This is a genomic window from Mycobacterium sp. AT1, from assembly GCF_002043095.1.
Lineage (GTDB): Bacteria > Actinomycetota > Actinomycetes > Mycobacteriales > Mycobacteriaceae > Mycobacterium.
On record NZ_MVOC01000055.1, the window covers coordinates 57966 to 81880 of the forward strand.

General features: G+C 68.2%; 25 protein-coding genes and 1 tRNA gene. 14 read left to right on the forward strand and 12 right to left on the reverse strand.

The features are described 5' to 3' along the window. Positions 1–5 precede the first annotated feature (5 nt). The 6 genes from B1790_RS24045 to B1790_RS24070 all read right to left on the reverse strand — a co-directional run bounded on the left by B1790_RS24045 (position 6) and on the right by B1790_RS24070 (position 8465). Positions 6–791 carry an enoyl-CoA hydratase family protein gene (locus B1790_RS24045; protein WP_079925799.1) on the reverse strand — a complete coding sequence of 262 codons (786 nt, stop codon included), beginning with the start codon at positions 789–791 and terminating at the stop codon, positions 6–8. Beyond that, positions 791–1948: an acyl-CoA dehydrogenase family protein gene (locus B1790_RS24050; protein WP_079925800.1), complete on the reverse strand. Its 1158-nt coding sequence runs from the start codon at positions 1946–1948 to the stop codon at positions 791–793. Before B1790_RS24050 ends, B1790_RS24045 begins: the two co-directional genes overlap by 1 nt. Then, positions 1945–3927 carry a biotin carboxylase N-terminal domain-containing protein gene (locus B1790_RS24055; RefSeq protein ID WP_079925801.1) on the reverse strand — a complete coding sequence of 661 codons (1983 nt, stop codon included), beginning with the start codon at positions 3925–3927 and terminating at the stop codon, positions 1945–1947. Before B1790_RS24055 ends, B1790_RS24050 begins: the two co-directional genes overlap by 4 nt. A gap of 88 nt (positions 3928–4015) precedes the next feature. Further along, positions 4016–5548, reverse strand: coding sequence for an acyl-CoA carboxylase subunit beta (locus B1790_RS24060; protein ID WP_198952108.1), 1533 nt, complete (start codon positions 5546–5548; stop codon positions 4016–4018). A gap of 59 nt (positions 5549–5607) precedes the next feature. Then, positions 5608–6756 (reverse strand): acyl-CoA dehydrogenase family protein, encoded by a 1149-nt coding sequence (locus B1790_RS24065; protein ID WP_079925803.1) that lies wholly within the window; start codon positions 6754–6756, stop codon positions 5608–5610. Next, positions 6753–8465, reverse strand: a complete 1713-nt coding sequence (locus B1790_RS24070) for an acyclic terpene utilization AtuA family protein (RefSeq protein ID WP_255407301.1) — start codon at positions 8463–8465, stop codon at positions 6753–6755. Before B1790_RS24070 ends, B1790_RS24065 begins: the two co-directional genes overlap by 4 nt. A 211-nt stretch (positions 8466–8676) precedes the next feature. On the opposite strand from B1790_RS24070, the gene rpmF reads away from it, so the two are divergent. The 6 genes from rpmF to B1790_RS24100 all read left to right on the forward strand — a co-directional run bounded on the left by rpmF (position 8677) and on the right by B1790_RS24100 (position 14516). Further along, a complete protein-coding gene (rpmF, locus tag B1790_RS24075; RefSeq protein WP_056558563.1) occupies positions 8677–8850 on the forward strand; it encodes a 50S ribosomal protein L32 in 174 nt (57 codons plus the stop codon). A gap of 68 nt (positions 8851–8918) precedes the next feature. Next, positions 8919–9605: a response regulator transcription factor gene (locus B1790_RS24080; protein ID WP_079925804.1), complete on the forward strand. Its 687-nt coding sequence runs from the start codon at positions 8919–8921 to the stop codon at positions 9603–9605. Positions 9606–9726: 121 nt separating this feature from the next. Further along, entirely contained in the window at positions 9727–11136 is a 1410-nt protein-coding gene (locus tag B1790_RS24085; RefSeq protein WP_079925841.1) for a HAMP domain-containing sensor histidine kinase, read from the forward strand. 150 nt (positions 11137–11286) lie between these two features. Beyond that, positions 11287–12627: a S1C family serine protease gene (locus tag B1790_RS24090; protein WP_079925805.1), complete on the forward strand. Its 1341-nt coding sequence runs from the start codon at positions 11287–11289 to the stop codon at positions 12625–12627. Between the two features lie 71 nt (positions 12628–12698). After that, positions 12699–13196: a molybdenum cofactor biosynthesis protein B gene (locus B1790_RS24095; RefSeq protein ID WP_056559925.1), complete on the forward strand. Its 498-nt coding sequence runs from the start codon at positions 12699–12701 to the stop codon at positions 13194–13196. A gap of 696 nt (positions 13197–13892) precedes the next feature. Next, positions 13893–14516, forward strand: a complete 624-nt coding sequence (locus tag B1790_RS24100) for an MspA family porin (RefSeq protein WP_079925806.1) — start codon at positions 13893–13895, stop codon at positions 14514–14516. A gap of 60 nt (positions 14517–14576) precedes the next feature. On the opposite strand, the gene mscL is transcribed toward B1790_RS24100, so the two are convergent. The 4 genes from mscL to B1790_RS24120 all read right to left on the reverse strand — a co-directional run bounded on the left by mscL (position 14577) and on the right by B1790_RS24120 (position 16914). Continuing rightward, positions 14577–15023, reverse strand: coding sequence for a large-conductance mechanosensitive channel protein MscL (gene mscL / locus B1790_RS24105; protein WP_079925807.1), 447 nt, complete (start codon positions 15021–15023; stop codon positions 14577–14579). A gap of 78 nt (positions 15024–15101) precedes the next feature. Then, positions 15102–15758 (reverse strand): SAF domain-containing protein, encoded by a 657-nt coding sequence (locus B1790_RS24110; RefSeq protein WP_079925808.1) that lies wholly within the window; start codon positions 15756–15758, stop codon positions 15102–15104. 82 nt (positions 15759–15840) lie between these two features. Continuing rightward, entirely contained in the window at positions 15841–16221 is a 381-nt protein-coding gene (locus B1790_RS24115) for an FmdB family zinc ribbon protein (RefSeq protein ID WP_079925809.1), read from the reverse strand. A gap of 114 nt (positions 16222–16335) precedes the next feature. Further along, the gene (locus tag B1790_RS24120; RefSeq protein WP_079925842.1) at positions 16336–16914 is read right to left on the reverse strand and encodes a 5-formyltetrahydrofolate cyclo-ligase; all 579 of its coding nucleotides are present in this window, start codon (positions 16912–16914) and stop codon (positions 16336–16338) included. A 73-nt stretch (positions 16915–16987) separates the two neighbouring features. Between B1790_RS24120 and B1790_RS24125 the strand changes: the two genes are divergently transcribed. From B1790_RS24125 to B1790_RS35085, 6 genes are all read left to right on the forward strand, one after another. Continuing rightward, the gene (locus B1790_RS24125) at positions 16988–17902 is read left to right on the forward strand and encodes a UTP--glucose-1-phosphate uridylyltransferase (RefSeq protein ID WP_079925810.1); all 915 of its coding nucleotides are present in this window, start codon (positions 16988–16990) and stop codon (positions 17900–17902) included. A 38-nt stretch (positions 17903–17940) separates the two neighbouring features. Continuing rightward, positions 17941–19194 (forward strand): gephyrin-like molybdotransferase Glp, encoded by a 1254-nt coding sequence (glp, locus tag B1790_RS24130; protein ID WP_079925811.1) that lies wholly within the window; start codon positions 17941–17943, stop codon positions 19192–19194. Between the two features lie 11 nt (positions 19195–19205). Then, positions 19206–19859 (forward strand): GNAT family N-acetyltransferase, encoded by a 654-nt coding sequence (locus B1790_RS24135; RefSeq protein ID WP_079925812.1) that lies wholly within the window; start codon positions 19206–19208, stop codon positions 19857–19859. Between the two features lie 132 nt (positions 19860–19991). After that, positions 19992–21077, forward strand: coding sequence for a gephyrin-like molybdotransferase receptor GlpR (glpR, locus tag B1790_RS24140; protein WP_079925813.1), 1086 nt, complete (start codon positions 19992–19994; stop codon positions 21075–21077). Positions 21078–21126: 49 nt separating this feature from the next. After that, a tRNA-Ala gene (locus tag B1790_RS24145) sits at positions 21127–21199 on the forward strand. Between the two features lie 229 nt (positions 21200–21428). Beyond that, a complete protein-coding gene (locus B1790_RS35085; RefSeq protein ID WP_198952105.1) occupies positions 21429–21626 on the forward strand; it encodes a PaaI family thioesterase in 198 nt (65 codons plus the stop codon). Here B1790_RS35085 and B1790_RS24155 read toward each other — a convergent pair. Both B1790_RS24155 and B1790_RS24160 read right to left on the reverse strand, forming a co-directional pair. Beyond that, complete coding sequence (locus tag B1790_RS24155; protein ID WP_198952106.1) at positions 21623–22153, reverse strand: HAD family hydrolase; 531 nt, start codon at positions 22151–22153, stop codon at positions 21623–21625. The two genes, B1790_RS35085 and B1790_RS24155, sit on opposite strands and share 4 nt — an antisense overlap. Continuing rightward, complete coding sequence (locus tag B1790_RS24160) at positions 22150–22665, reverse strand: GNAT family N-acetyltransferase (protein WP_079925816.1); 516 nt, start codon at positions 22663–22665, stop codon at positions 22150–22152. Before B1790_RS24160 ends, B1790_RS24155 begins: the two co-directional genes overlap by 4 nt. 87 nt (positions 22666–22752) lie before the next feature. On the opposite strand from B1790_RS24160, the gene B1790_RS24165 reads away from it, so the two are divergent. Both B1790_RS24165 and B1790_RS24170 read left to right on the forward strand, forming a co-directional pair. Further along, complete coding sequence (locus tag B1790_RS24165) at positions 22753–23367, forward strand: class I SAM-dependent methyltransferase (protein WP_079925817.1); 615 nt, start codon at positions 22753–22755, stop codon at positions 23365–23367. Between the two features lie 203 nt (positions 23368–23570). After that, positions 23571–23912, forward strand: a complete 342-nt coding sequence (locus tag B1790_RS24170) for a hypothetical protein (protein WP_079925843.1) — start codon at positions 23571–23573, stop codon at positions 23910–23912. Positions 23913–23915: the final 3 nt, after the last annotated feature.

Below are 23915 nucleotides of genomic sequence, written 5' to 3' on the forward strand. Positions count from 1 at the left end.
GTCAGCTAAATCGTGACGCCGACCCACCTTGGGGGGCGCTTCTCCAAGAAGGCCGTCATGCCCTCGCGGGCTTCCTCGGACACGAACAACGTTGCCGACTGCGTGGTCAGCGCCGCGGCGTTGGCGTCGAAGCCTGCGAGGATCGACGCCGTCGTCAACGCCTTCGACGCCGCCAAACCCTGCGGTGACCCCTTCGTGACGTCGGCCACCAGTTGGTCAACGGTGGCGGCGACGGCCTCCGCGGAGTCGGTTGCGACGGTGACCAGACCGATGTCCCGCGCCTCCCCAGGCCCGAACTTCTCTCCGGTGACGAAGTAGCGCCCCGCGGCGCGGGCGGACATCTTCGGCAGCAACGTCAACGAGATGATCGACGGGGCGACGCCGATGCGCGCCTCGGTCAGTGCGAAGGTGCTCGACGGTCCGGCGACGACGATGTCGCACGCGCCGATCAGGCCGAGGCCGCCGGCCCGGACGTGGCCGTTCACCGCTCCGATGACCGGCATCGGCGAGGCGACCAACGCGCGAAGGAGCTCTGCCATCTCGCGGGCCCGGTCGGTGGCCAGGTCACCGGGGTCGCGGCCGGCCGCCTCGCCGAGGTCGGCGCCCGCACAGAACGTGCCGCCGGTGTGGCCGAGCACCACGCAGCGGACCTCCGGATCCGCCGCCGCATCCGCCAGCCCGTCGTGCAGCTGCTGAACCAGGGCCGTCGACAGGGTGTTGCGGTTGTGCGGTGAGTCCAACGTCAGGCGCGCGACCGCACCGTCCTTCGCGTACGCGACGAGGGTCGTCATCAGTACGACCGGGGCAGGCCGAGCGACGTCTGGGCGACGAAGTTCAGGATCATCTCCCGACTCACCGGTGCGATGCGGGCCAGGCGTGAGGCGGTCAGCACCGAGGCGATGCCGTACTCCTTGGTCAACCCGTTGCCGCCGAGGGACTGCACGGCCTGGTCGACGGCGCGCACCGATGCCTCACCGGCGGCGTACTTGGCCATGTTCGCCGCCTCGGCGGCTCCGCCGTCGTCACCGAGGTCGTAGAGCGTGGCGGCCTTCTGCATCATCAACTTGGCCAGCTCGATCTCGATGTGGTTCTGCGCCAACGGGTGTGAGATGCCCTGGTGCGCGCCGATCGGCGTCTTCCACACCTGCCGGGTCTTGACGTAGTCGGTGGCCTTGTTGATCGCGAAGCGACCCATGCCGACCGCGCTGGCCGCGCCCATGATGCGCTCGGGATTCAGACCCGCGAACAACTGCGCGATCGCGGCGTCCTCGGAGCCGACCAGCGCGTCGGCGGGCAGCCGGACGTCGTCGAGGAACAGCTGGAACTGGTTCTCCGGGCTGACGATCTCCATGTCGATCTTGGTCCACGACATGCCGGGGGTGTCGGTGGGGACGACGAACAGCGCCGGCTTGAGGTTGCCCGTCTTGGCTTCGGCCGTGCGACTCACCACGAGCACCGCCTGAGCCTGGTCCACGCCGGAGATGTAGACCTTCTGCCCGGACAGGATCCAGTCGTCGCCGTCGCGGCGGGCCGTCGTGGTGATCCTGTGCGAGTTGGATCCGGCGTCCGGCTCGGTGATGGCGAACGCCATGGTGATCGAACCGTCGGCGATGCCGGGGAGCCAGCGCCTCTTCTGTTCGTCGGTGCCGTACTTGGCGATGATCGTGCCGTTGATGGCGGGGGAGACGACCATCATGAGCAGCGCGCAGCCGCCGGCGGACATCTCCTCCATGACGAGCGACAGTTCGTACATGCCGGCACCGCCGCCGCCGTATTCTTCCGGCAGGTTCACCCCGATGAACCCCAGTTTGCCTGCTTCGCTCCACATTTCGGTGGTGTGCTCACCGGCGCGGGCCTTCTCCAGGTAGTACTCCGACCCGTAGCTCGCGGACATGGCCGCAACGGCCTTGCGCAGCTGCTGCTGTTCGTCGGTCTCGATGAAGCTCATGCGGGATCTCCTTGGGGGTTTTCGATGCGAGCGAGCACGGCGCCGACGTCGACTTGTTGACCGGCCGTCACGTTCAGTTCGGCGAGCACGCCGTCGCCGGGCGCGGCGATGGTGTGTTCCATCTTCATGGCCTCCAGCCAGATCAGCGGCTGTCCGGCGGTGACCGCGTCGCCGACGGCTGCGGCCACTCTGGTCACCGAACCCGGCATCGGCGCCAGCAGCGAGCCCTTGGCGACGGCCGAGTCGGGGTCGGGAAAGCGGGGGAGCGCCAACAGGTGGACGGGCCCGAGCGGACCGTCGACGAAGACGTGCTCGTCGTAGCGCGCCACGTCGAAGGGTCGCTCGACTCCGTTGGAGCTCAGCACGATCCGGCCAGGTGACCCCGTCACCACGGTCGCGTCGGCTGCGCCGTCGAGTTCCAGCCCGGCGCGGCCGAACCGGTAGCGCACCTCGTGCTCGTCACCCGCGTCGTCGAGATACCGCTTGGTCTGGAAGCCGGACGCAAGGTTGCGCCACCCGCTGGGTAGCCGGCCGAGTACGGTTGCGGCCCTTCGATTGTCGTGGGCGTCGGCGAGGGCGGCCGCCAGTGCGGACAGCGCGGTGGTCGACGGGTCGGCCAGAGGTTCGGCCAGGGTGGGCAGCCCGTGGGTCTCGAAGAACGCGGTGTCGGTCGCTCCGTCGAGGAACGCAGGATGCCGCAGAACGTTGACCAGCAGGTCGCGGTTGGTGCGGATGCCGTGCAGGCGGGTGCGGGCCAGCGCGTCGGCAAGGATGGCCGCGGCTTGCTCGCGGGTCGGGGCGTAGGAGATCACCTTGGCCAGCATGGGGTCGTAGAAGACCGACACCGCGGACCCGTCGACCACGCCGGAGTCGACGCGGACGCCGGCGCGGCCCAACACCGTGAACTCGGCCGCCGTCGACGGCACCTCGAACCGGTGGACGGGGCCGGCTTGGGGCTGCCAGTCCTTGGCAGGATCCTCGGCGTAGAGCCGAGCCTCGATCGAATGTCCGCGCGCACCAGGAGGTTCCGCGTCTAGTCGGCCGCCGCCGGCGACCAGCAATTGCAGCTCGACCAGGTCGAGTCCGGTGGTCTCCTCGGTGACGGGGTGCTCGACCTGAAGCCGGGTGTTCATCTCGAGGAAGTAAAAGGATCCGGAGTCTGGGCCATCTGAGGAGGCCATGAACTCGACGGTTCCCGCGCCGGTGTAGCCGATCGCCTCGGCTGCCAGGCGCGCCGCGGTGAACAGCTTGGCCCGCATGCCGGGGGTGCGTTCGACGAGCGGCGACGGGGCCTCCTCGACGATCTTCTGGTGGCGGCGCTGGATCGAGCACTCCCGCTCGCCGACCGACCACACGGTGCCGTGCGCGTCGGCCATGATTTGCACCTCGACGTGGTGACCACTGGCCAGGTAGCGCTCGCAGAACACTTCTCCGTCGCCGAACGCGGACTCCGCCTCCCGGCGGGCGGCCTCGGCCTGCGACGCGAGCTGGTCGAGTTCGCGGACCACCCGCATGCCACGGCCACCACCACCGGCGGAGGCCTTGATGAGCACGGGGAGCTGGTCGGCGGTCACTGCCTCGGGATCCAGTTCGTCGAGCACCGGAACGCCCGCGGCGGCCATCATCTTCTTGGCCTCGATCTTGCTACCCATCGCCCGTACCGCGGCGACCGGCGGCCCGATCCACGTCAACCCGGCGTCCTGCACGGCGGCGGCGAATTCGGCGTTCTCGGAAAGGAATCCGTAGCCGGGATGGACGGCGTCCGCGCCCGCCGCCCGCGCCGCCGCGATCAGCTGGCCGGCGTCGAGGTAGCCGTTGCGGCCGTCCAGTCGCACGCGGACGTCAGCCTCGGCGACGTGTGGCGATTCGGCGTCGGGCTCGGTGTACACCGCGACCGTGCCGATGCCCAGCCGGCGGCAGGTGGTGAAGACGCGGCGGGCGATCTCGCCACGGTTGGCGACCAGAACTCGCGTGATCATCGCTCTCCTCCCGCGATTTGGGCGCGAATTTCCGCGCTCACCGCGGATGAGCGCGCCGAAATCGCGGGGGTGGAGGGTGTCATGGCGCTCACATCCGGAAGACGCCGAAGTTCGACGTCCCCTCGATCGGCCCGTTGGCGATGGCGGACAGACACATTCCCAACACCGTGCGGGTGTCCCTGGGGTCGATGACACCGTCGTCGAACATGCGGCCGGACAAGAACATCGGCAGGGACTCGGCTTCGATCTGCGCCTCGATCGCGGCGCGGAGGGCGGCGTCGGCGTCCTCGTCGACCTGCTGGCCGCGGGCTTCGGCGGCGGCGCGGCTGACGATGGAGATGACGCCGGCCAGCTGCGCGCCACCCATGACGGCCGACTTGGCACTGGGCCAGGCGAAGAGGAAGCGCGGATCGTAGGCCCGCCCGCACATGCCGTAGTGGCCTGCGCCGTAGGACGCGCCGAGCAGCAGCGAGATGTGCGGCACCGTCGAGTTGGAGACCGCGTTGATCATCATCGAACCGTGCTTGATCATGCCGCCTTCCTCATACGCCTTGCCAACCATGTAGCCGGTGGTGTTGTGCAGGAACAACAGTGGTGTGTCAGAGCGGTTGGCGAGCTGGATGAACTGCGTTGCCTTCTGTGACTCCTCGCTGAACAACACCCCTCGGGCGTTGGCCAGGATGCCGATCGGATAGCCGTGCAGCGTCGCCCAGCCCGTCACCAGCGACCCGCCGTAGAGCGGCTTGAACTCGTCGAACTCCGAACCGTCGACGATCCGGGCGATCACGTCGCGGGGATCGAACGGAACCCGAAGGTCGGCGGGGACGATGCCGATCAACTCCTCGGCGTCGAACAGCGGCGCGGTCACCGGGCCGGGTTGCGGTCCGGCCTTGTGCCAGTTGAGCCTGGCCACGATGCGGCGGCCGATACGGATGGCGTCGAGTTCGTCGTTGGCCAGGTAGTCGGCCAAACCCGAGGTGCGGGCGTGCATCTCGGCTCCACCGAGGGACTCGTCGTCGGACTCCTCACCGGTGGCCATCTTCACCAGGGGAGGCCCGGCGAGAAACACCTTCGACCGTTCCTTGATCATCACCACGTGGTCGGACATGCCGGGGACGTACGCGCCGCCCGCGGTGGAGTTGCCGAACACCAGCGCGATGGTGGGGATGCCCGCGGCCGACAGCCGGGTCAGGTCGCGGAACATCTGGCCGCCGGGGATGAACACCTCCTTCTGCGTCGGCAGGTCAGCGCCGCCCGATTCCACCAGGGAGATGACGGGCAGCCGATTTTCGCGGGCGATCTGGTTGGCGCGCAAGATCTTTCGCAGCGTCCACGGATTGCTGGTGCCGCCCTTGACGGTGGGGTCGTTCGCGACGACCAGACATTCGACGCCTTCGACAACGCCGATGCCCGTCACCACACTGGCGCCGACGTGGAAGTCGCTACCCCACGCGGCCAGCGGGCTGAGCTCCAGGAACGGGGAGTCGGCGTCGACCAGCAGTTCGACGCGCTCGCGCGGTGTCAGCTTGCCGCGGGCGTGGTGGCGCTCGACGGACTTGGCACTGCCGCCGGCCAGGGCCTTGGCGTGCTCGGTGTCGAGTTCGGCCAGCTTGGCGGTCATGGCGGTGGCCGCGTCGGTGAACGCGGCGCCCGTCACGTCGACCAGTGACTTGAGTGGGCTCACGACTGGTATCCAAGCGTCTTGGCCGCCAAGCCGGTGAGGATTTCGGTGGTCCCGCCGCCAATGCCCAGGATGCGCATGTCGCGGTATTGCCGTTCGACCTCGGACTCGGCCATGTAACCCATGCCGCCGAACAGCTGGACGGCCGCGTTGGCCACCCACTCGCCGGATTCGACGGCCGTGTTCTTCGCGAAGCAGACCTCGGTGATCAGGTTGGTGTCACCCGCGAGCTGCCGTTCCACCAACGCCCTGGTGTACACCCGCGCCACGTCGACCCGACGCGCCATCTCGGCGAGCGTGTTCTGCACCGACTGACGCGAGATCAGCGGTCGCCCAAAGGTTTCCCGGTTGCGGCACCACTCAACGGTCAGGTCCAGGCAGCGCTGGGCGCTGGAGTACGCCTGCGCGGCCAGCCCGACCCGCTCCGAGACGAACGCGCCCGCGATCTGCAGGAAGCCGGTGTTCTCGACGCCGATCAGGTTGGCCACCGGCACCCGGACGTCGGTGTAGGACAGCTCGGCGGTGTCCGACGAGCGCCAGCCCATCTTCTCCAGCTTGCGGCTGACCTCGAATCCTGGTGTGCCCTTGTCGACGACGATGAGCGACACCCCGCCTGCGCCGGGGCCACCGGTCCGCGCGGCGGTCACGACGTAGTCCGCCCGTACACCGGAGGTGATGTAGGTCTTGGCGCCGTTGAGGACGTAGTCATCGCCGTCGCGGACGGCCTTCGTCGTCAGGTGGCCGACGTCCGAGCCGCCGCCCGGCTCGGTGATCGCCAGCGCGCCGATCTTGTCCCCGCGCAGTGTGGGCCGCACGTAGGTGTCGATCAGGCGCTGGTCGCCAGAGGCCACCATGTGCGGCACGGCGATCCCACAGGTGAACAGCGAGGCGAACACACCGCCGGGCACGCCAGCCTGGTGCAGCTCCTCGCAGATGACGACCGCGTCGGCACCGTCGCCGCCCTCGCCGCCGACCGACTCGGGCAGGCTGGCGCCGAGCAGCCCGGCGTCACCCGCCTTGCGGTGCAGTTGGCGCGGGATGTCGCCGGTGCGCTCCCACTCGGCGGCGTGGGGCAGGATCTCGCGCTCGGCGAAGGCCCGCACCGTCTTTCGGAGCTGTTCGCGTTCCGGGGTGGTCCACACGCTCATGAAAGGAATGCCTCCGGTAGGTCGACGTGGCGGGAGCGCAACCATTCGCCGAGCCCCTTGGCCTGGGGGTCGAAGCGGGCCTGATGGGCCACCCCCTTGCCGAGGATGCCCTCGATGACGAAGTTGGCGGCACGCAGGTTGGGCAGCAGGTGGCGGATGACGGGCAGATCCCTTGTCTCCGGGAGCAGTTCGCGCAGGGCGTCCACGGTGAGCTCGTGCGCCAGCCAGCGCCACTGTTCGTGGGTTCGTACCCAGACCCCTACGTTGGCGTTGCCGCCCTTGTCGCCGCTGCGCGCACCGGCCACCAGGCCGAGCGGTGCCCGACGGGTCGGGCCGGCGGGCAGCGGTGGCGGGAGCGGGGCCGGGTCGACGGGTTCCAGGACCCTGGTCTGCGGGGCGACCGGAATGGACGTGCGGTGGCCGTCGGCGTGCACCGCGACGTGCGGCACGTCGACGGCGTCGACGTAGCCGGCGGTGAACACCCCGTACACCTGACCGTCGCCGGGGGGAGCCGTCGTGGTGAAGCCCGGATAGCTCGCCAGTGCCAGTTCGACTGCAGCCGAGGAGAATTGACGCCCGACGACCTTCGGGTCGGAGTCGCGGACCACGCAACGCAACAGTGCGCTCGCCGACTCCTCGGTGTCGGCGTCGGGATGGTCGGTGCGCGCCAGCGTCCACTCCAACTCGGCAGGCCGCACCGTCAACCCGGCCTCTAGCTGGCGCCGCACCAGGTCGGCCTTCGCGTCGACGTCCAGGCCGGTCAACACGAACGTCATCGCATTGCGGAACCCGCCGACCGCGTTCAACGACACCTTGAGCGTCGGCGGCGGCTCCTCGCCGTGGACGCCACTGATCCGTACGCGGTCGGGGCCGTCGTCGCTCAGTTGAAGGCTGTCGACCCGCAGCGTGGCGTCGGGATTGGCGTAGCGCTCGCCGCCGATCTCGTAGAGCAGCTGGGCGGTCACGGTGTCGACGCTGACCAGGCCGCCGGTGCCGGGGTGCTTGGTGATGACCGAGGATCCGTCGGCCTCGATCTCGGCGATCGGGAAACCGGGGTGCATCAGATCGGGAACCTCGGTGAAGAAGGCGAAGTTGCCTCCCGTGGCCTGGGTGCCGCACTCGATGACGTGCCCCGCGGCCACGGCCCCGGCGATCGCGTCGTAGTCGGTGGGCGCCCAACCGAAATGGGCCGCCGCGGGACCCACGATCACCGAGGCGTCCGTGACTCGGCCGGTGACGACGACGTTGGCGCCGCCGTTGAGGCAGTCGACGATGCCCCAGGCGCCCAGATAGGCGTTGGCGGCCAGCACGTCGTCGGCGAAACCGAACTCGGCGCGCCGGCCGACGAGGTCGTCACCCTCGACGTGCGCGACGGTCACCGGGAGGCCGAGCCGCTCCGCGAGGGTTCGGACGGCGGCGGCCAAGCCCGCCGGGTTGAGGCCGCCTGCGTTGGCGACGATCTTCACGCCGTTGTCCAGTGCGGTGCCGAGGCTTTCCTCGAGCTGGGTGAGGAAGGTCTTGGCGTAGCCGCGCTCCGGGGACTTGGCGCGGTCGCGGGCCAGGATCAACATCGTCAGCTCGGCGAGGTAGTCGCCGGTGAGGTAGTCGAGCTCACCGCCGGTCACCATCTCCTGCATGGCGGCGTGGCGGTCGCCGTAGAAGCCCGAGCAGTTTCCGATGCGAAGTGCCCTAGTGCCCTGCGGACTCACCCAAGAGCTCCTGTCATCGTCGACGCATCAACCAACCGGTAGGCCGGTAGGTTAGCCGGTACCACCGGTACTGCGTCAAGGGGTGCGCGGCCGTTTTTGGAGGCTGAGCGGCTGTCCGGCTATCCTGAGGAGCAATTGCCGACGCCCCAGCGGACTTGGGGCGTGTACGGCGTAATCAAAAGCTAGAAATCTCAAGAGGAGAAGTTCCACCATGGCTGTGCCGAAGCGGAGAATGTCGCGGTCGAACACCCGTAGTCGGCGGTCGCAGTGGAAGACCGAGGCTACCGGCCTGGTCAACGTGAACGTTGCAGGTCAGCTGCACAAGGTCCCGCGTCGCCTGCTCAAGGCCGCGCGCCTGGGCCTGGTCGACCTCGACCGTCGCTGACCCATCCGTCGTCGCTCTGACGGCGCGCCTCTCAGGCCCGTCTCAGACACTGGGTTGAAACTGTGCCTGTGCGCATACTCGTGGTTGACGACGATCGCGCTGTGCGCGAATCCCTGCGCCGGTCCCTCGCGTTCAACGGATACTCGGTCGACCTGGCGCAAGACGGTCTCGAAGCTCTGGACCTGATCGCCACCGACCGGCCCGACGCGTTGGTACTCGACGTGATGATGCCCCGGCTCGACGGCCTCGAAGTGTGCCGTCGGCTCCGAAGCACCGGCGACGATCTACCCATCCTGGTCCTCACGGCCCGGGATTCGGTGTCCGAGCGGGTCGCCGGCCTCGACGCCGGAGCCGACGACTACCTGCCGAAGCCGTTCGCCCTCGAAGAACTGCTGGCGCGGATGCGTGCGCTGCTGCGGCGGCGCGTCCTTCCCGACGACGGCGACTCCGCGGCCATGACGTTCTCCGATCTGAGCCTCGATCCGGTGACGCGGGAAGTCACCCGCGGCGAGCGTCAGATCAGCCTCACCCGCACCGAGTTCTCCCTCCTGGAGATGCTGATCGCCAATCCCCGTCGGGTGCTGACCCGGAGCCGCATCCTGGAAGAGGTCTGGGGCTTCGACTTCCCGACCTCCGGCAACGCCCTCGAGGTCTACGTCGGCTACCTGCGTCGCAAGACCGAGGCCGACGGGGAGCCGCGGCTCATCCACACCGTGCGCGGCGTCGGCTACGTCCTGCGCGAGACCCCGCCGTGACGACGCCCTGATGGGTTCGGTCCGATCGCCGTTTTGGTGGCGGTCCCGCGAACGACGCGCGGCCGACGTGCGGACGTACGGCACCCATCGCGCCAGCTCGGTGTCCCTGCGTTGGCGGGTGATGTTGCTCGCCATGTCCATGGTGGCGATGGTCGTGGTGCTGATGGCCCTCGCCGTCTACGCGGTGGTGTCTCGGGCCCTGTACGACGACATGGACAACCAGCTGCAGATCCGCGCGCGGCTACTCATCGAGAGCGGCCTGCTTGCCGTCGACCCCGGCAAGGCAATCGAGGGCACGGCCTACTCCGACGTCAACGCCATGTTCGTGATGCCGGGCCGGAGCATCTACACGGCCAATCAGGAGGGTGAGACGCTGCCTCTTGGCGACCCCGAGAAGGACGTCATCCAGGGCACCCTTCGAATGTCGTTGCGCACGGTCAACTTTCAGCGAGTGCTGGCCGTTCACCTGCCCAGCGGCGATTCCCTGCTGATTTCGAAGAGCCTGGGTCCCACGGCGGGGGTGATCAAACGTCTCGGCACCATCCTGCTGATCGTCGGAGGTCTCGGCATGGCGGTCGCCGCGATCGCCGGCGGCACCGTCGCCCGAACCGGTCTGCGCCCCGTCGCGCGGCTGACCGACGCCGCCGAGCGCGTCGCGAGAACCGACGACCTGCGACCGATCCCGGTCTACGGCAGCGACGAGCTCGCCCGGCTCACCGAGGCGTTCAACATGATGCTGCGAGCCCTCACCGAGTCGCGGGAACGTCAGGCCCGTCTCGTCACCGATGCGGGGCACGAACTGCGTACGCCCCTGACGTCGTTGCGCACCAACGTCGAACTGCTGATGGCGTCGATGGCACCCGGCGCACCGAGCATCCCCGAGGACGAGATGGCCGGCCTGCGCACCGACGTGATCGCCCAGATCGAGGAGCTGTCCACACTGGTGGGTGACCTCGTCGACCTCAGCAGGGACGACGCCGGCGTCACGATTCACGAACCCGTCGACCTGTCCGAGGTCGTCGACCGCAGTCTCGAACGAGTTCGGCGGCGCCGCAACGACATCGAGTTCGACGTGAACACCGTTCGATGGCAGGTCTACGGCGACGAGGCGACCCTGTCCAGGGCCGTGCTCAACCTGCTCGACAATGCCGCGAAGTGGAGCCCGCCCGGTGGCCGGGTCGGCGTGCGGATGGTCCAGGTCGACGCGAACTACGTCGAGTTGGTGGTGTCGGATCAGGGCCCGGGAATCCCCCCGAGCGAGCGCGAGCTGGTGTTCGAGCGGTTCTACCGGTCGACGTCGGCGCGGTCGATGTCCGGCTCCGGCCTCGGTCTGGCGATCGTCAAACAGGTCGTCGTCAAACACGGTGGGACACTTCGCATCGACTACGCGACGCCACTGGCCGACCCGCCGGGAACCTCGATCTACGTGCTCCTGCCGGGCCGGCCCCTGATGGGCGAGGGCGCCAACGCGGGTGCGACACGCGAGGGCGGAGCGGTGGACGAGATGGCCGGCAACCCCGAGAATGGGTGATCGGGGATTGGCTCTGCCGGGGAGTTCTGGGCAAGTCCAGAAAGTTCTCTAAGTGGATTCTCAGCCCAGGGGGGCACTGTCGGGGGACGGCTTTCGTTATCACGACAGATCGCTGACGCACACGACTCGAAAGAAGAGCCAACAGCCGCAATGACAAACGATCCGAGGTACTCGCCGCCACCGCCGCCCGGGCATCGTCCCGGCGCGCACGAGGCCGCGGCGCCGGGGTACCCCGGCCAGCACCGCACCGGTGGCTACCCGCAGCAGCCGTTCGACTGGCGCTACGCGACCCAGCCTCCGCAGGCGACGCATTCCCATCGGGGGCCGCATGATCCGTACCGCGTGGATCCCACGCGGATGATGCCGATCCCGGCCGCCGCGCCCCAGCGGCGTTCCCGGGCAGGCCGGTTGACGGTCGGTGCGTTGGCGATCGCCGTCGTGTCGGCGGGTATCGGCGGCGGTGTCGCCACCCTGGTGCAACCGGGCACGCCGTCGTGGAGTTCGACGTCGTCGGGAGCGACGCCGGGTGAGCCGGCGGCAAGCCTCCCCGCCGGGTCGGTCGAGCAGGTCGCCGCGAAGGTGGTCCCCAGCGTGGTGAAGCTCGAGACCGACATGGGCAGGCAGTCCGAGGAGGGGTCGGGCATCATCCTGTCGACCGACGGCCTCATCCTGACCAACAACCACGTGGTGGCGGCCGCCAACGGCGGCCCCGGTGGACCCGCGGGCGGCGTGCAGACCAAGGTGACCTTCGCCAATGGCGTGACGACGACGTTCAAGGTCGTCGGGACCGATCCGAGCAGCGACATCGCGGTGGTTCAGGCTGTCGGCGCCACGGGCTTGGCTCCGATCACCCTCGGGTCGTCGGGGAACCTTCGGGTCGGCCAGGACGTCGTGGCCATCGGTTCACCGCTTGGGCTGGAGGGCACGGTCACCACCGGCATCGTCAGCGCGCTGAACCGGCCGGTGGCTGCCGGCGGCGACGCCCAGAACCAGAACACGGTCCTGGACGCCATCCAGACCGACGCCGCGATCAACCCCGGCAACTCCGGTGGCGCGTTGGTGAACATGAATGGCGAGCTGGTCGGCGTCAACTCCGCGATCGCCACCCTCGGCGGCGACTCGGGCCAGTCGCAGAGCGGCTCGATCGGGCTGGGCTTCGCGATTCCGGTCGACCAGGCCAAGCGCATCGCCGACGAGTTGATCCAGAACGGCACCGCCTCCCATGCGTCGCTCGGGGTCCAGGTCGGCAACGACGCGGGCGTCGACGGAGCCAAGATCGTCGACGTCACCGCCGGTGGCGCGGCCTCGGCCGCGGGCATGCCGAGCGGTGTGGTGGTCACGAAGGTCGACGACCGGGTGATCGGCAGCGCCGACGCATTGGTCGCGGCGGTGCGTTCGAGAGCCCCCGGTGAGAAGGTCACGTTGACCTATATAGACACGTCGGGGAAGCCGCAGACCGTCGACGTCACTCTCGGCAAGGCACAGCAGTGACGGTCGCGCCGGGTCGCCCGGGGCTCAGGATCGCTTCGCCCGCGTCGGTGGCGGGATATACGGTTGCCATCATGGAACAGCCTGGTGAGTTGGTGGGTCGTGCGCTCGTCGTCGTCGTCGACGATCGGACTGCGCACGGAGATGAAGAGGACCACAGCGGTCCGGTGGTCACCGAGCTGCTTGGGGAGGCCGGATTCGTCGTCGACGGTGTCGTCGTCGTGTCGGCCGACGAGATCGAGATTCGCAACGCGCTCAACACTGCCGTCATCGGTGGCGTCGACCTGGTCGTGTCGGTCGGAGGCACGGGTGTGACGCCTCGCGACGTGACGCCCGAGGCCACCACGACCATCCTCGACCGCGAGTTGCTTGGCATCTCCGAGGCCCTACGGGCGTCCGGGCTGTCGGCAGGGCTCGTCGACGCGGGTGTCTCCCGCGGGCTGGCGGGAATCTCGGGCAGCACTCTGGTCGTGAACATCGCCGGTTCTCGCGGTGCGGTTCGCGACGGCATGGCGACGCTGGGACCGCTGGCGATTCAGATCATCGGCCAGCTGTCCAGCCTGGAGATCTAGGCCCCCTTGGCCTCCTTGGCACACACCGACCCCCGCGAGCAGCGCTCGGCGGGGTGTTCGGCGTGTGGGGAGTTACCGGTGGGGCGTCGCGGGATTGTGTTGCCGCAATGTGAACTACTTCCCATGACCATGTGTGATCTTCATCACACCGGGATGTCATTGTGACTAGTGATTCACCGCGCAGGCCGCTCTCAGTTAACGACATTTTCGGTGATTCTCTACCCGAGACCACCAAGGACGAGTGGGACGACACCCCCTCCGGCCGAGATGCGGAACGCGACGACTGGTTGCGGGACAACGTCCCTCCGCACCACGGCTGAGCTGTCAGTTTCCGTCGAGCGCGGGATGTGACGGTAGTCAAATTCAGGCTTCCAAACCGCTCTGATGTGCCGATGGTCAGCGGCTTCCCCGCGCCCGCGGCCGGTCGCCACGCAGCCCGTGCCTCCGGTCATGCCCATTGGGCAAACATCCCCCGGCGCCTACTCCTTTGGCGCCTGTTGACGCGTACGCGTTGCCGGGTGGGGGCCTCGCCGTTATGTTTCTCGCTGTCAACGATGAGCATTACGTAAGAACAGCATGTGAGATTTCTAATTCCACTCACATCAACCTCTTGCGGGGTGTCAGGCTTAGCCGTAGAGCCGGGCACTCACAGGAAACGGCGGACCGCGGGGTTCGTCACGACAAGCTAGGGAGAACATGAAGGCAATCAGTCGGGTGCTGGTCGCTCTGGTAGCAGCGTTCGCGGCGCTCCTCACCAGCACGGGCACCTCTCACGCAGGGTTGGACAACGAGCTGAGCCTGGTCGACGGCCAGGATCGGACCCTTACGGTTCAGCAGTGGGACACGTTCCTCAACGGTGTCTTCCCGCTCGACCGCAACCGCCTCACCCGCGAGTGGTTCCACTCGGGTCGGGCCAAGTTCATCGTCGCCGGCCCCGGCGCCGATGAGTTCGAGGGCACGCTGGAGCTGGGCTACCAGATCGGCTTCCCCTGGTCGCTGGGCGTTGGCATCAACTTCAGCTACACCACGCCGAACATCCTGCTCGACGATGCGACGCCTGCGAACCCGCTCCAGGTCATCACCCCGAACCTGTTCCCGGGTGTCTCCATCAGCGCCGACCTGGGCAACGGCCCCGGCATCCAGGAAGTCGCGACCTTCTCGGTCGACGTCAAGGGTGCTTCCGGCGGCGTCGCGGTCTCGAACGCTCACGGAACGGTCACCGGCGCTGCCGGCGGCGTGCTCCTGCGTCCGTTCGCACGGCTCATCGCCTCGACGGGTGACAGCGTCACCACGTACGGCGAACCGTGGAACATGAACTAACTCCCTAGTTCAACGAGAACAGCCCCCGGCCACTGGCCGGGGGCTGTTTTCGTGTGTGCGCTACCTGTCGCCGCTGGTGTTCTTCGCGGTGTCCGGGCTGGGGCCGGTGCCGGGTCCGGTGACGGTCTCGGCGCTGACGCCGTCCTTGAGAAGGTTTCGGATCTCGGTCAACAGGCTCAGCTCGGTGTCCTGGGCCTGCTCGACCTCACCCTTCTTGCGGAGCCGGTTGTACGGCACCACCACCAGGAAGTAGACGACCGCCGCGACCAGGATGAAGTTGATGGCCGCCGAGATGATCAGGTTCAGGTCGATCACCTGGCCGCCGCCGATCGAGACCTTCAGGATGCCGACGTCGGTGCCACTCGCCCCGATCCGGCTGGTGAGCGGCGTGATGATCGCGTCGGTGAACGTCTTGACGAGCGCCGCGAACGCGGTACCGATGACCACCGCGACCGACAGGTCGACGATGTTGCCGCGGGAGAGAAACTCCTTGAATCCCTTCAGCACGTGGAACTTCCTTCCTGTGAATGGTCGGGCCCGTACGCCACAACCCGTGCGGCAACGCTAACCCCATTCTGGGAACACTCAATGGAAGGTCAGCGTGATGGCCTGGATCAGGGACGCTCCGGCCACCTCGTTCGCCTTCAGGACCGGTAGCGCGACCAGCACCACCCCGTCGCGGCCCCTGTCCTTGGACGCCGACGAGACCAGCACCACGATCGCGTTCGTGGCCACCACCCGCGAGCGTTGTTCACCAGTGCCGTCGGTGGCCTCTGAGACGGCCAGTACGTCGACCACGTCGCCCGTGCGCACCAGATCCAACAGCGCGGAATCGGTCGGGTGGACGGGGACGATGCGGGCGTCCGGCCCAGCGGTGGCGTCGGCGAGGCGAGAGCCCAGCACCCGCACGTCGGTGAGCACCTCTCCGCGGCGAGCCGGACCGGCGAGCGTGGCGCCGATCAGGTCGGTGCCGTTGGTCGTGGCGCCGTCGGGAATCGTCGCCACCGAACGTGACTCGACGCGCACGTCGGAGGCCACCAGTTCGACGCCTGGCGCCAAGTCGCGGGTCGCGACGACGACGTCGGTCCTGCCGTCGGTGGGATCTGGGCGCAGCGCGGCGGCGGCGGCCAACAGGACGAGGGCACCCGCGGTCACGCGGCGAGCCGTGGCGGTGCGCGTCCAGTCCGGTCGCATGCCCGCGACGAGGCGCGACGTCAGTGACGCGTTGAGTGATTCCCCCATGTGGCCACGCTAGGCAGCCGAACCACGTTGTGGCAGGGGGTGGGCTCTGCCCTGTGGATAAGTGTGGCCCTGTGGATGACGGCTAGCTGGAGGCGGCCGGCGCGGACGCGGGCTTGCTCGACGAGGAGGCAGAGCTGGAACTCGAGCTGGACTTGTCCGAACTCGAGGAGCTCGACGACTTGTCGGTCGACGTCGTCGACTTCTCGGCAGGCTTGTCGGCCGACTTCTCCGAGGAGCTGGCGGAGTCGCTGCCACCGCTGGAGCCGTTGATCGTGCTCTTCGAGGTTTCGCGGCTGTCGTTGCGGTAGAAGCCGCTGCCCTTGAACACCACGCCCACCGAGCCGAAGAGCTTGCGCAACCGGCCGGAGCACTTCGGGCACTCGGTCAGCGCGTCATCTGTGAATGCCTGCACCGCGTCGAAACGGTTGTCGCACTCGGTACAAGCGTACGAATAGGTCGGCACCAAAACCTCCGGAAAAAGACGAAATCTGTTAGCACTCTAGCTGCCCAAGTGCTAGAACCGCTACGTGGGCCACGCCATTCCCGCGCCATTGGCGCTGACGGAAGTCGCCGCCGGTCAGCGAAGTTCGACGAGGCCGCCACCCGGGGTGAGTGCATGCGTCATGGGCACGTCGTGCGGTTCGGCCGCCAGACGGTCGAGCACCTCGTCGTCGCGGACCATCGCGATCAACCGCGCCGAGGGATCCGCCATCGCCAGGCTCCTGTCGTAGTAGCCGGCGCCCCTCCCGAGTCGGTTGCCCACCCGGTCGACCGCCAGGGCGGGGACGACGACCGTCGACGCCGTGCCGATTGCCTCGGCCGGAAGGTAGGGCGCGGGTGGCTCGCGGAGGCCGAAGCGGGCGGCGACCAACTCGCCACGGTAGTCACCCCAGGTCAGCGCCAGTGGCTGGCCCGAGTCATCCTCACGGGCGACGGGCAGCAGCACGCGGACCCCGGCCGCGACCAGCGAGTCGAGGATGTCGGTCGAACCGGGCTCGGAACCGACGGGTACGTACGCGCACACGGTGTCACCCGATCGCAGCAGCGCGGCCAGGCGTCGACGCAGTTCCTCAGCCTCCGCACGTCTTACGTCGCCGGGGACCGCGCGGCGGGCCGACAGGATGGCGGTGCGCATCTCGGCCTTCGTTGGTGACACCGGTTCACGATGCCACGCCAGACTGGCGGGCTCACCCGGTTGCCGGCGACCCAATGACGTTATGGTGTGAACGATGACGACACGGGCTTTGGTGCCGATCCCACGCACCGCGATCGTTCCGGCTGCTGGTTTGGGCACACGCTTTCTACCTGCGACGAAGACGGTGCCGAAGGAGTTGCTGCCCGTCGTCGACACGCCCGGCATCGAACTCGTCGCCGCGGAGGCGGCCGAGGCGGGTGCCGAGCGGCTCATCATCGTCACCTCCGCGGGCAAGGACGGCGTCGTCGCGCACTTCGTCGAGGACCTCATTCTCGAGGGCACCCTCGAGGCCCGCGGCAAGACCGTGATGTTGGAGAAGGTGCGTCGAGCGCCGGGACTGATCAAGGTCGAGTCGGTGGTACAGGCCGAGCCGCTTGGCCTTGGGCACGCCGTGAGCTGCGTCGAGCCGAGTCTTGACGACGACGAGGACGCCGTGGCGGTACTGCTGCCTGACGACTTGGTGTTGCCGACCGGCGTGTTGGAGATCATGTCCAAGGTGCGCGCCAAGCGCGGGGGATCGGTGCTGTGCGCCATCGAGGTCCCGGCCGAGGACATCAGTGCCTACGGCGTGTTCGACGTCGAGGTGGTCCCGGACGCCGTGAACCCGAACGTGTTGCGCGTCAAGGGCATGGTGGAGAAGCCGAAGAAGGAGGACGCGCCGTCGCTGTACGCCGCGGCCGGTCGGTACGTGTTGGACCGCGCGATCTTCGACGCGCTGCGGCGGGTCGAGCGCGGGGTCGGTGGCGAGATTCAGCTGACCGACGCGATCGCCCTGCTGATCGCCGAGGGTCATCCGGTTCACGTGGTGGTCCACCGCGGTTCTCGACACGACCTGGGAAATCCCGGCGGGTACCTCAAGGCTGCGGTTGACTTTGCATTGGAGCGTGACGACTACGGACCGGAGCTTCGGCGCTGGTTGGTCGAGCGATTGGGCCTGAGCGCCAACTAACTTGCGCGTGGGCTCCATGACTGGAGAAAGGCGCTTGAGTGCGTTCGGTGGAGGAGCAGCAGGCAAAGGTGGCTGCCGCGGCGGTGGCGCCGAGACCCGTACGGGTGGCCATCGCGGAGGCGCAGGGATTGATGTGCGCCGAGGAGGTCGTGACCGAACGCCCGCTTCCGGGGTTCGATCAGGCCGCAATCGACGGGTACGCGGTACGTAGCGTCGACGTTCTCGGCGTGGAGGCCGGTGACGAGGAGGACGGCGACCGGGAGGTCAGCCTCCCGGTGATGGGCCTCATCGAGGCCGGCGCCAAGACGCCGAGCAGGCTGCAGCCGCGCCAAGCCGCGCGGGTGCAGACCGGTGCGCCGATGCCGACGTTGGCCGACGCGGTGCTTCCGTTGCGCTGGACCGACGGCGGCGACGCGCGCGTGCGGGTGCTGCGCGGAGTCCGGTCGGGTGCCTACGTGCGCCGCACCGGTGACGACGTGCAACCGGGTGACGTCGCCGTGCGGTCCGGAACGATCATCGGCGCCGCGCAGGTGGGGTTGCTCGCCGCGGTGGGCCGGGAGCGGGTGCTGGTGCATCCGCGGCCGCGACTGTCGGTGATGAGCGTCGGCGGCGAACTGGTCGACGTGTCGCGCAACCCCGGAAACGGACAGGTCTACGACGTCAACTCCTATGCGCTGGCCGCGGCAGGCCGCGACGCGGGTGCCGAGGTCAACCGGGTCGGCATCGTCGACACCGAGTCGAAGACGCTGCGCGACGTCGTCGAGGGGCAGATCAACCGCGCCGAGGTACTTGTGATCGCCGGCGCTGTCGGAGGCACGGCGGCGGAGAGCGTGCGGGCGGTGCTCTCGGAGCTCGGCGACATGGAGGTGTCGCGCATCGCGATGCACCCCGGGTCGGTTCAGGGCTTCGGACAGCTGGGCCGCGACGGCGTCCCGGTCTTCCTGCTGCCGGCCAATCCGGTGAGCGCGTTGGTGGTCTTCGAGGTGATGGTGCGGCCGCTGATCCGCATGTCGCTGGGCAAACGGCAGCCGCTACGGCGCGTCGTGCAGGCCAGGACGTTGTCGCCGATCACGTCGGTCGCGGGCCGCAAGGGCTACCTTCGCGGCCAGTTGATGCGTGATCAGGACACGGGCGAATACCTCGTCCAGGCGCTCGGTGGGGCGCCTGGTGCGTCGTCGCACCTGCTGGCCACGCTCGCGGAGGCGAACTGTCTCGTCGTGGTCCCCAGTGAGGCCGAGGAGGTCCGTACCGGCGAGATCGTGGACGTGGCCTTCCTGGCTCAACGCGGCTGAGAAACCTGATCATGAACCTGTGGCGGTCGCCGTCGATGCACCCGGGCTGGCCGCAGTCCGTCGGGCCGCTGCGGGTGCCCGCCGGTCTGGTGCGGCTGCGTCCGGTCCGGCTGCGCGACGGCGCGGTGTGGAGCCGCATCCGGCTGGCCGACCGGGCGCACCTCGAACCGTGGGAGCCCGTCGCCGAGGTGGATTGGGAAGCGCGGCACTCGATTTCGTCGTGGCCGTCGATCTGCTCCGGACTGCGTGCGGAGGCCAGGAGGGGCCGGATGCTGCCGTACGCGATCGAGCTGGACGGCGAGTTGTGCGGCCAACTGACGATCGGGAACGTGACGCACGGCGCGTTGCGCTCGGCGTGGATCGGCTATTGGGTGGCCAAGGCGCGCAACGGCGGCGGGGTGGCGACGGCGGCGCTGGCGCTGGGTCTCGACCACGGCTTTGGCCCGGTCGGGTTGCACCGGGTCGAGGCGACGGTGCGGCCGGAGAATGCGCCGAGCCGGGCCGTGTTGGCGAAGGCGAACTTCCGCGAGGAGGGCTTGCTGAAGCGCTATCTGGAGGTTGACGGCGGGTGGCGGGACCATCTGCTGGTGGCCATCACGATCGAGGAGTTGAACGGCTCGGCAACGTCGGCGTTGGTCCGCGCCGGGCGTGCCAATTGGGCCTAATCTGTTGCAGTTGTGGCTAATGGGGCGAATGTGCTTGTCAGAGGTGAATTACAGGTGTGTAATTAGCCCCGGCGCGTCGTCCCCGGATGCGCTGGTCACGGACCTACCTTCACGGGGAAAGGAGCAGGCGTCATGCCAAGCATCCCTCAGTCTCTTCTTTGGATCTCTCTCGTCGTGCTCTGGCTGTTCGTGCTGGTCCCGATGTTGATCAGCAAGCGAGACACCGTGCGTCGCACCAGCGACGTCGCGCTCGCCACGCGCGTGCTGAACTCCGGCCACGGCGCGCGACTGCTGCGCCGCCGCAAGCCGGCCGCCGGCCACCACAGCGACCCGGACTGGCGTCCGACGCACGACGACCTCGACGAGTACGACGACGAGGACGGCGCGCCCCGCACGGCGGTCGTCGTGATGGCCGCCGCCACCGTGGAGGCCGAATCCGAGTACCTCGACGTCGACGTCGTCGAAGAGGACTCCGGCGCACTGCCCCTCGGCGCATCCGCGCAACGGGCGTTCGACGAGGAGCCGGAGCTGCCGCTGGACTTCGGCGACAACACCGCAGTGTTCTCGGTCGACGACCTGCAGGAGGTCGACGGTGTTCCTGAGGCCGACGAGGCGCCCGAGCAGAACGCCGACGAACTCGTCGCCGACGACACGATCGACGACATGACCGACGAATTCGAAGCGGTGTCCGAGGACGACCCGAACCACGACTACGAATACGTCGACGATTCCTCGGGCGTCGAGGCAGCCGCGGACTCCGCCCCCCAAGCCGCGGGATCAAAGTCGCAGGAACGCCGCCGGAGCTACGAGTCGAAGACCGCCGCCGCCGTCAGCGCGCGGAAGTACCGGTTCCGCAAGCGCGTGTTGATGGCCATGTCGGCACTGCTGCTGCTCACCGCGGTGGCCGCCTACGTGGTGTCGCCGACGTTCTGGTGGTTCTGCGGCACCGTCGGGGCCGTCACGATCCTCTACCTCGGTTACCTGCGGCGTCAGACGCGCATCGAGGAGCAGGTGCGACGCAGGCGGGCGCAGCGGATGATGCGGTCGCACCTCGGTGTGGAGAACACCAAGGACCAGGAATTCGACGTCGTGCCTGCGCGGCTGCGGCGGCCAGGGTCGGTGGTCCTGGAGATCGACGACGAGGATCCGATCTTCGAACACCTCGACTACGCCACCTTCGCGCGCGAGTACGACCTGCCCCGAGCCTCGGGTCAGTAGCTCGATTTCTAGCCGGGGGACCGGCACTGGTAGCCTGCTACCGGTACAAGGGGCTATAGCGCAGTTGGTAGCGCGTCTCGTTCGCATCGAGAAGGTCAGGGGTTCGATTCCCCTTAGCTCCACTCAGTTTGAGCAGGTCAGGACGCTGACCTGGCCGCCAGGTCACGATGCTTCCACGAATCCAGTATCACCGGTGATATCGGATTCCGTCGGACGGTCCCGTCCCTGACTCGGCGGCCACGCCGGCGACTAGGCTCGCGCGACGATGGACATCACCGAAGAGCAGATCTACGCACTCGCACCATTCGCGGCGACGCTGGCATTCGTTTTCCGCTGCTGACGCCCGAGCGGGTGCAGGCCGTCCTGTCGACCACGCACGAGTCCACCACGTACTTCCTGCGTCCCGTGCGCGGCACGGCAACCGCGACCTCGACGCCACTGAAGGTCGGCAGAACCCTCGCCACGGTCAGGACGGAAGTGCACGACGACGCGAACGAGTTGTGCGCGCACAACACTCAGATGGTGCACATCAGCAGACCTGCGGGCTAACGGCAGACGAGGTTCCGCACCAAGTCGAGCCGTCTTTGCGCCGGATGGGTCAACGGCGGGACGAGCAGCGTCGGCATCCCGAGTTCGACCGCAGCGCCGTCGTGCGATGCGCGATCACCCACCATCAACGTCCGCTCAGGGCGCGAACCCAATGCGTCGAGCGCCGCGCGGAAGATGGCCGGATCCGGTTTCTGCACACCGCATTCGAACGACAGCACGTACTCGTCCACGTAGCGGTCCAGATCCGCCGCGACGAACGCCGGTCTGAGGTCGAAATGGATGTCGCTCAGGATGGCGACCTCGCAGCCCTGAGCCGCCACCCAGCGCAGTGTCTCGGCGACGTCGTCGGCTTCCAACCGGCTCGGTTCGCCGTCGGCGTACGAGATCGCGGTCAGCACGTGCGCTACCGAGTCGGCGTCCCGCTCTCGGCCCAGCAGGCCGAGGGCCTCGCCGGTCCACGCTGCGACGGACACGGTCGTTACCAAGGTGCCGCGCCAGTCGAAGACCACGGCATCGAGTTTGGTCACGTCGACCCGGCGTCGCAGACGAGGTAGACGACGGCGCCGCGATTGCCGATGACGGTCTCGTGGTCGCGGCGGAAGCCGATCTTTCCCAGCACTCGCAGCGACGGCGTGTTCCACGCCCCGACGGTCGACCAGATCCGGGTGCGACCCGTGGCGAATGCCGCGTCCAGCACCGCGCGGGCAGCCTCGGTGGCATAGCCCTGACCGTGGAACCGCGTCAACAGTTCGTAGACGATCTCGGGCTCGTCGTGACTGCATCTGCCGACGATGAGCCCGCAGTACCCCATGGGTACGCCGTCGGACCGACGGCGAACGGTGAGTAGTCGAATACCGTTGTCCAGCGCCATGACTCGTTGCTCGGCCAACCGCGCGCGCACCTCGTCGACTGAGAAGTCGGTGCCGCCGTCGTGTTCACCAAGCAGTTCGTGATTCCACTCCGCGTCGCTCTCGTCGCGCGCTCGCAAGTCGAGGCGGTGCGTGACGAGCGACGTCGCCATCGGGGCGTACTTCGTCATCGAACTCCTGCCGTCGTGGCGGCCTTCGATCAACGTACCCGAGCGCCGACGGGGTTATCGGCGCACTGAACGGGGAACCGCCTCACGGTGAGCCACCCACCGCAGGACCCATTTGCCGCAGACGTCAACCACTGGTCGGACATCCCCGGCTGGTTCCACTGGCGCGAAGGCCAGCAGGAAGCCGTCGAGGTGTTCGGCGAGGGCAGCACCTTCGTCGAGGTCGGCTCCTATCTCGGGCGCAGCCTGTGTTCGCTCGCCGACGTGGTGCGCGCCTCGGGGCGTGACTTCACGGTCATCGGCGTCGACACCTGCCGCGGCAGCGGCGAGGAGGGTCTGGCCAACGAGAACGCCCACGGTCCGGCGGTCGAATACGGCGGTGGGACGTTCGCAGGCCTGTTGCACCGCAACGTGATCGCCTGCGGTTTCGCCGACGACGTCCACGTCTTCATCAGCTCCTCGCCGAAGGCCGCCGACTTCTTCGTCGACGGTTCGCTGGCATGGGTGCACCTCGACGCCCGACACGACTACGACAGCGTCGCCGCCGACGTCGACGCGTGGTTGCCGAAGGTCAAGGCTGGCGGCTGGCTGTCGGGCGACGACTACGACGACCTGCTGTGGCCGGGCGTCGTCGCCGCGGTGCGCGACCGGCTTCCCGGCGCGCAGGGCTGGCTGACGGCGCAGTGGCGGTGGCTCAAGCCCTGACGCACGACGACGCCCTCGGCTGAGCCGAGGGCGTTCTCTATCCGTTCTCCACGTTCTCTTCACGTGACGCGGCCCAGATCCCTACATGCTGGGTTCATGCGATTCGGTCACCAGGAAACGTTGCACGACAACGACTTGCGGTCGACACGTCGCAACCCGCCGGCTACGGCGGGGCCACGTTGGACGTCGAAGGAGAACGCAGCATGAAACTGGCGAAGATCACCGCACGAGTAGCGATCGCAGGCGCGCTGAGCGCGGCCACCCTCGGGCTGGGGGCAGGTGCTGGAACCGCGCTGGCCGACAGCGGCGGATTTCATCAGGACCGGTGCTTCGGGCACTTCTGCCAGGGCCGAGGTGGCGACGGCCGCCACGACGGGCGGGGTGGGTTCAGATTCGACGACCGACGGTGGGATCAGCGCGGATTCGACGACGGACGCCGCGATCACCGCCCCTTCAGCTACCGCGGCTCACGCGTAGAACCGTTCTTCGACCGGGGACGTGGCATCTGGGGATTCTGGTTCTTCCGCAACTTCATTCCTCTGTGACGA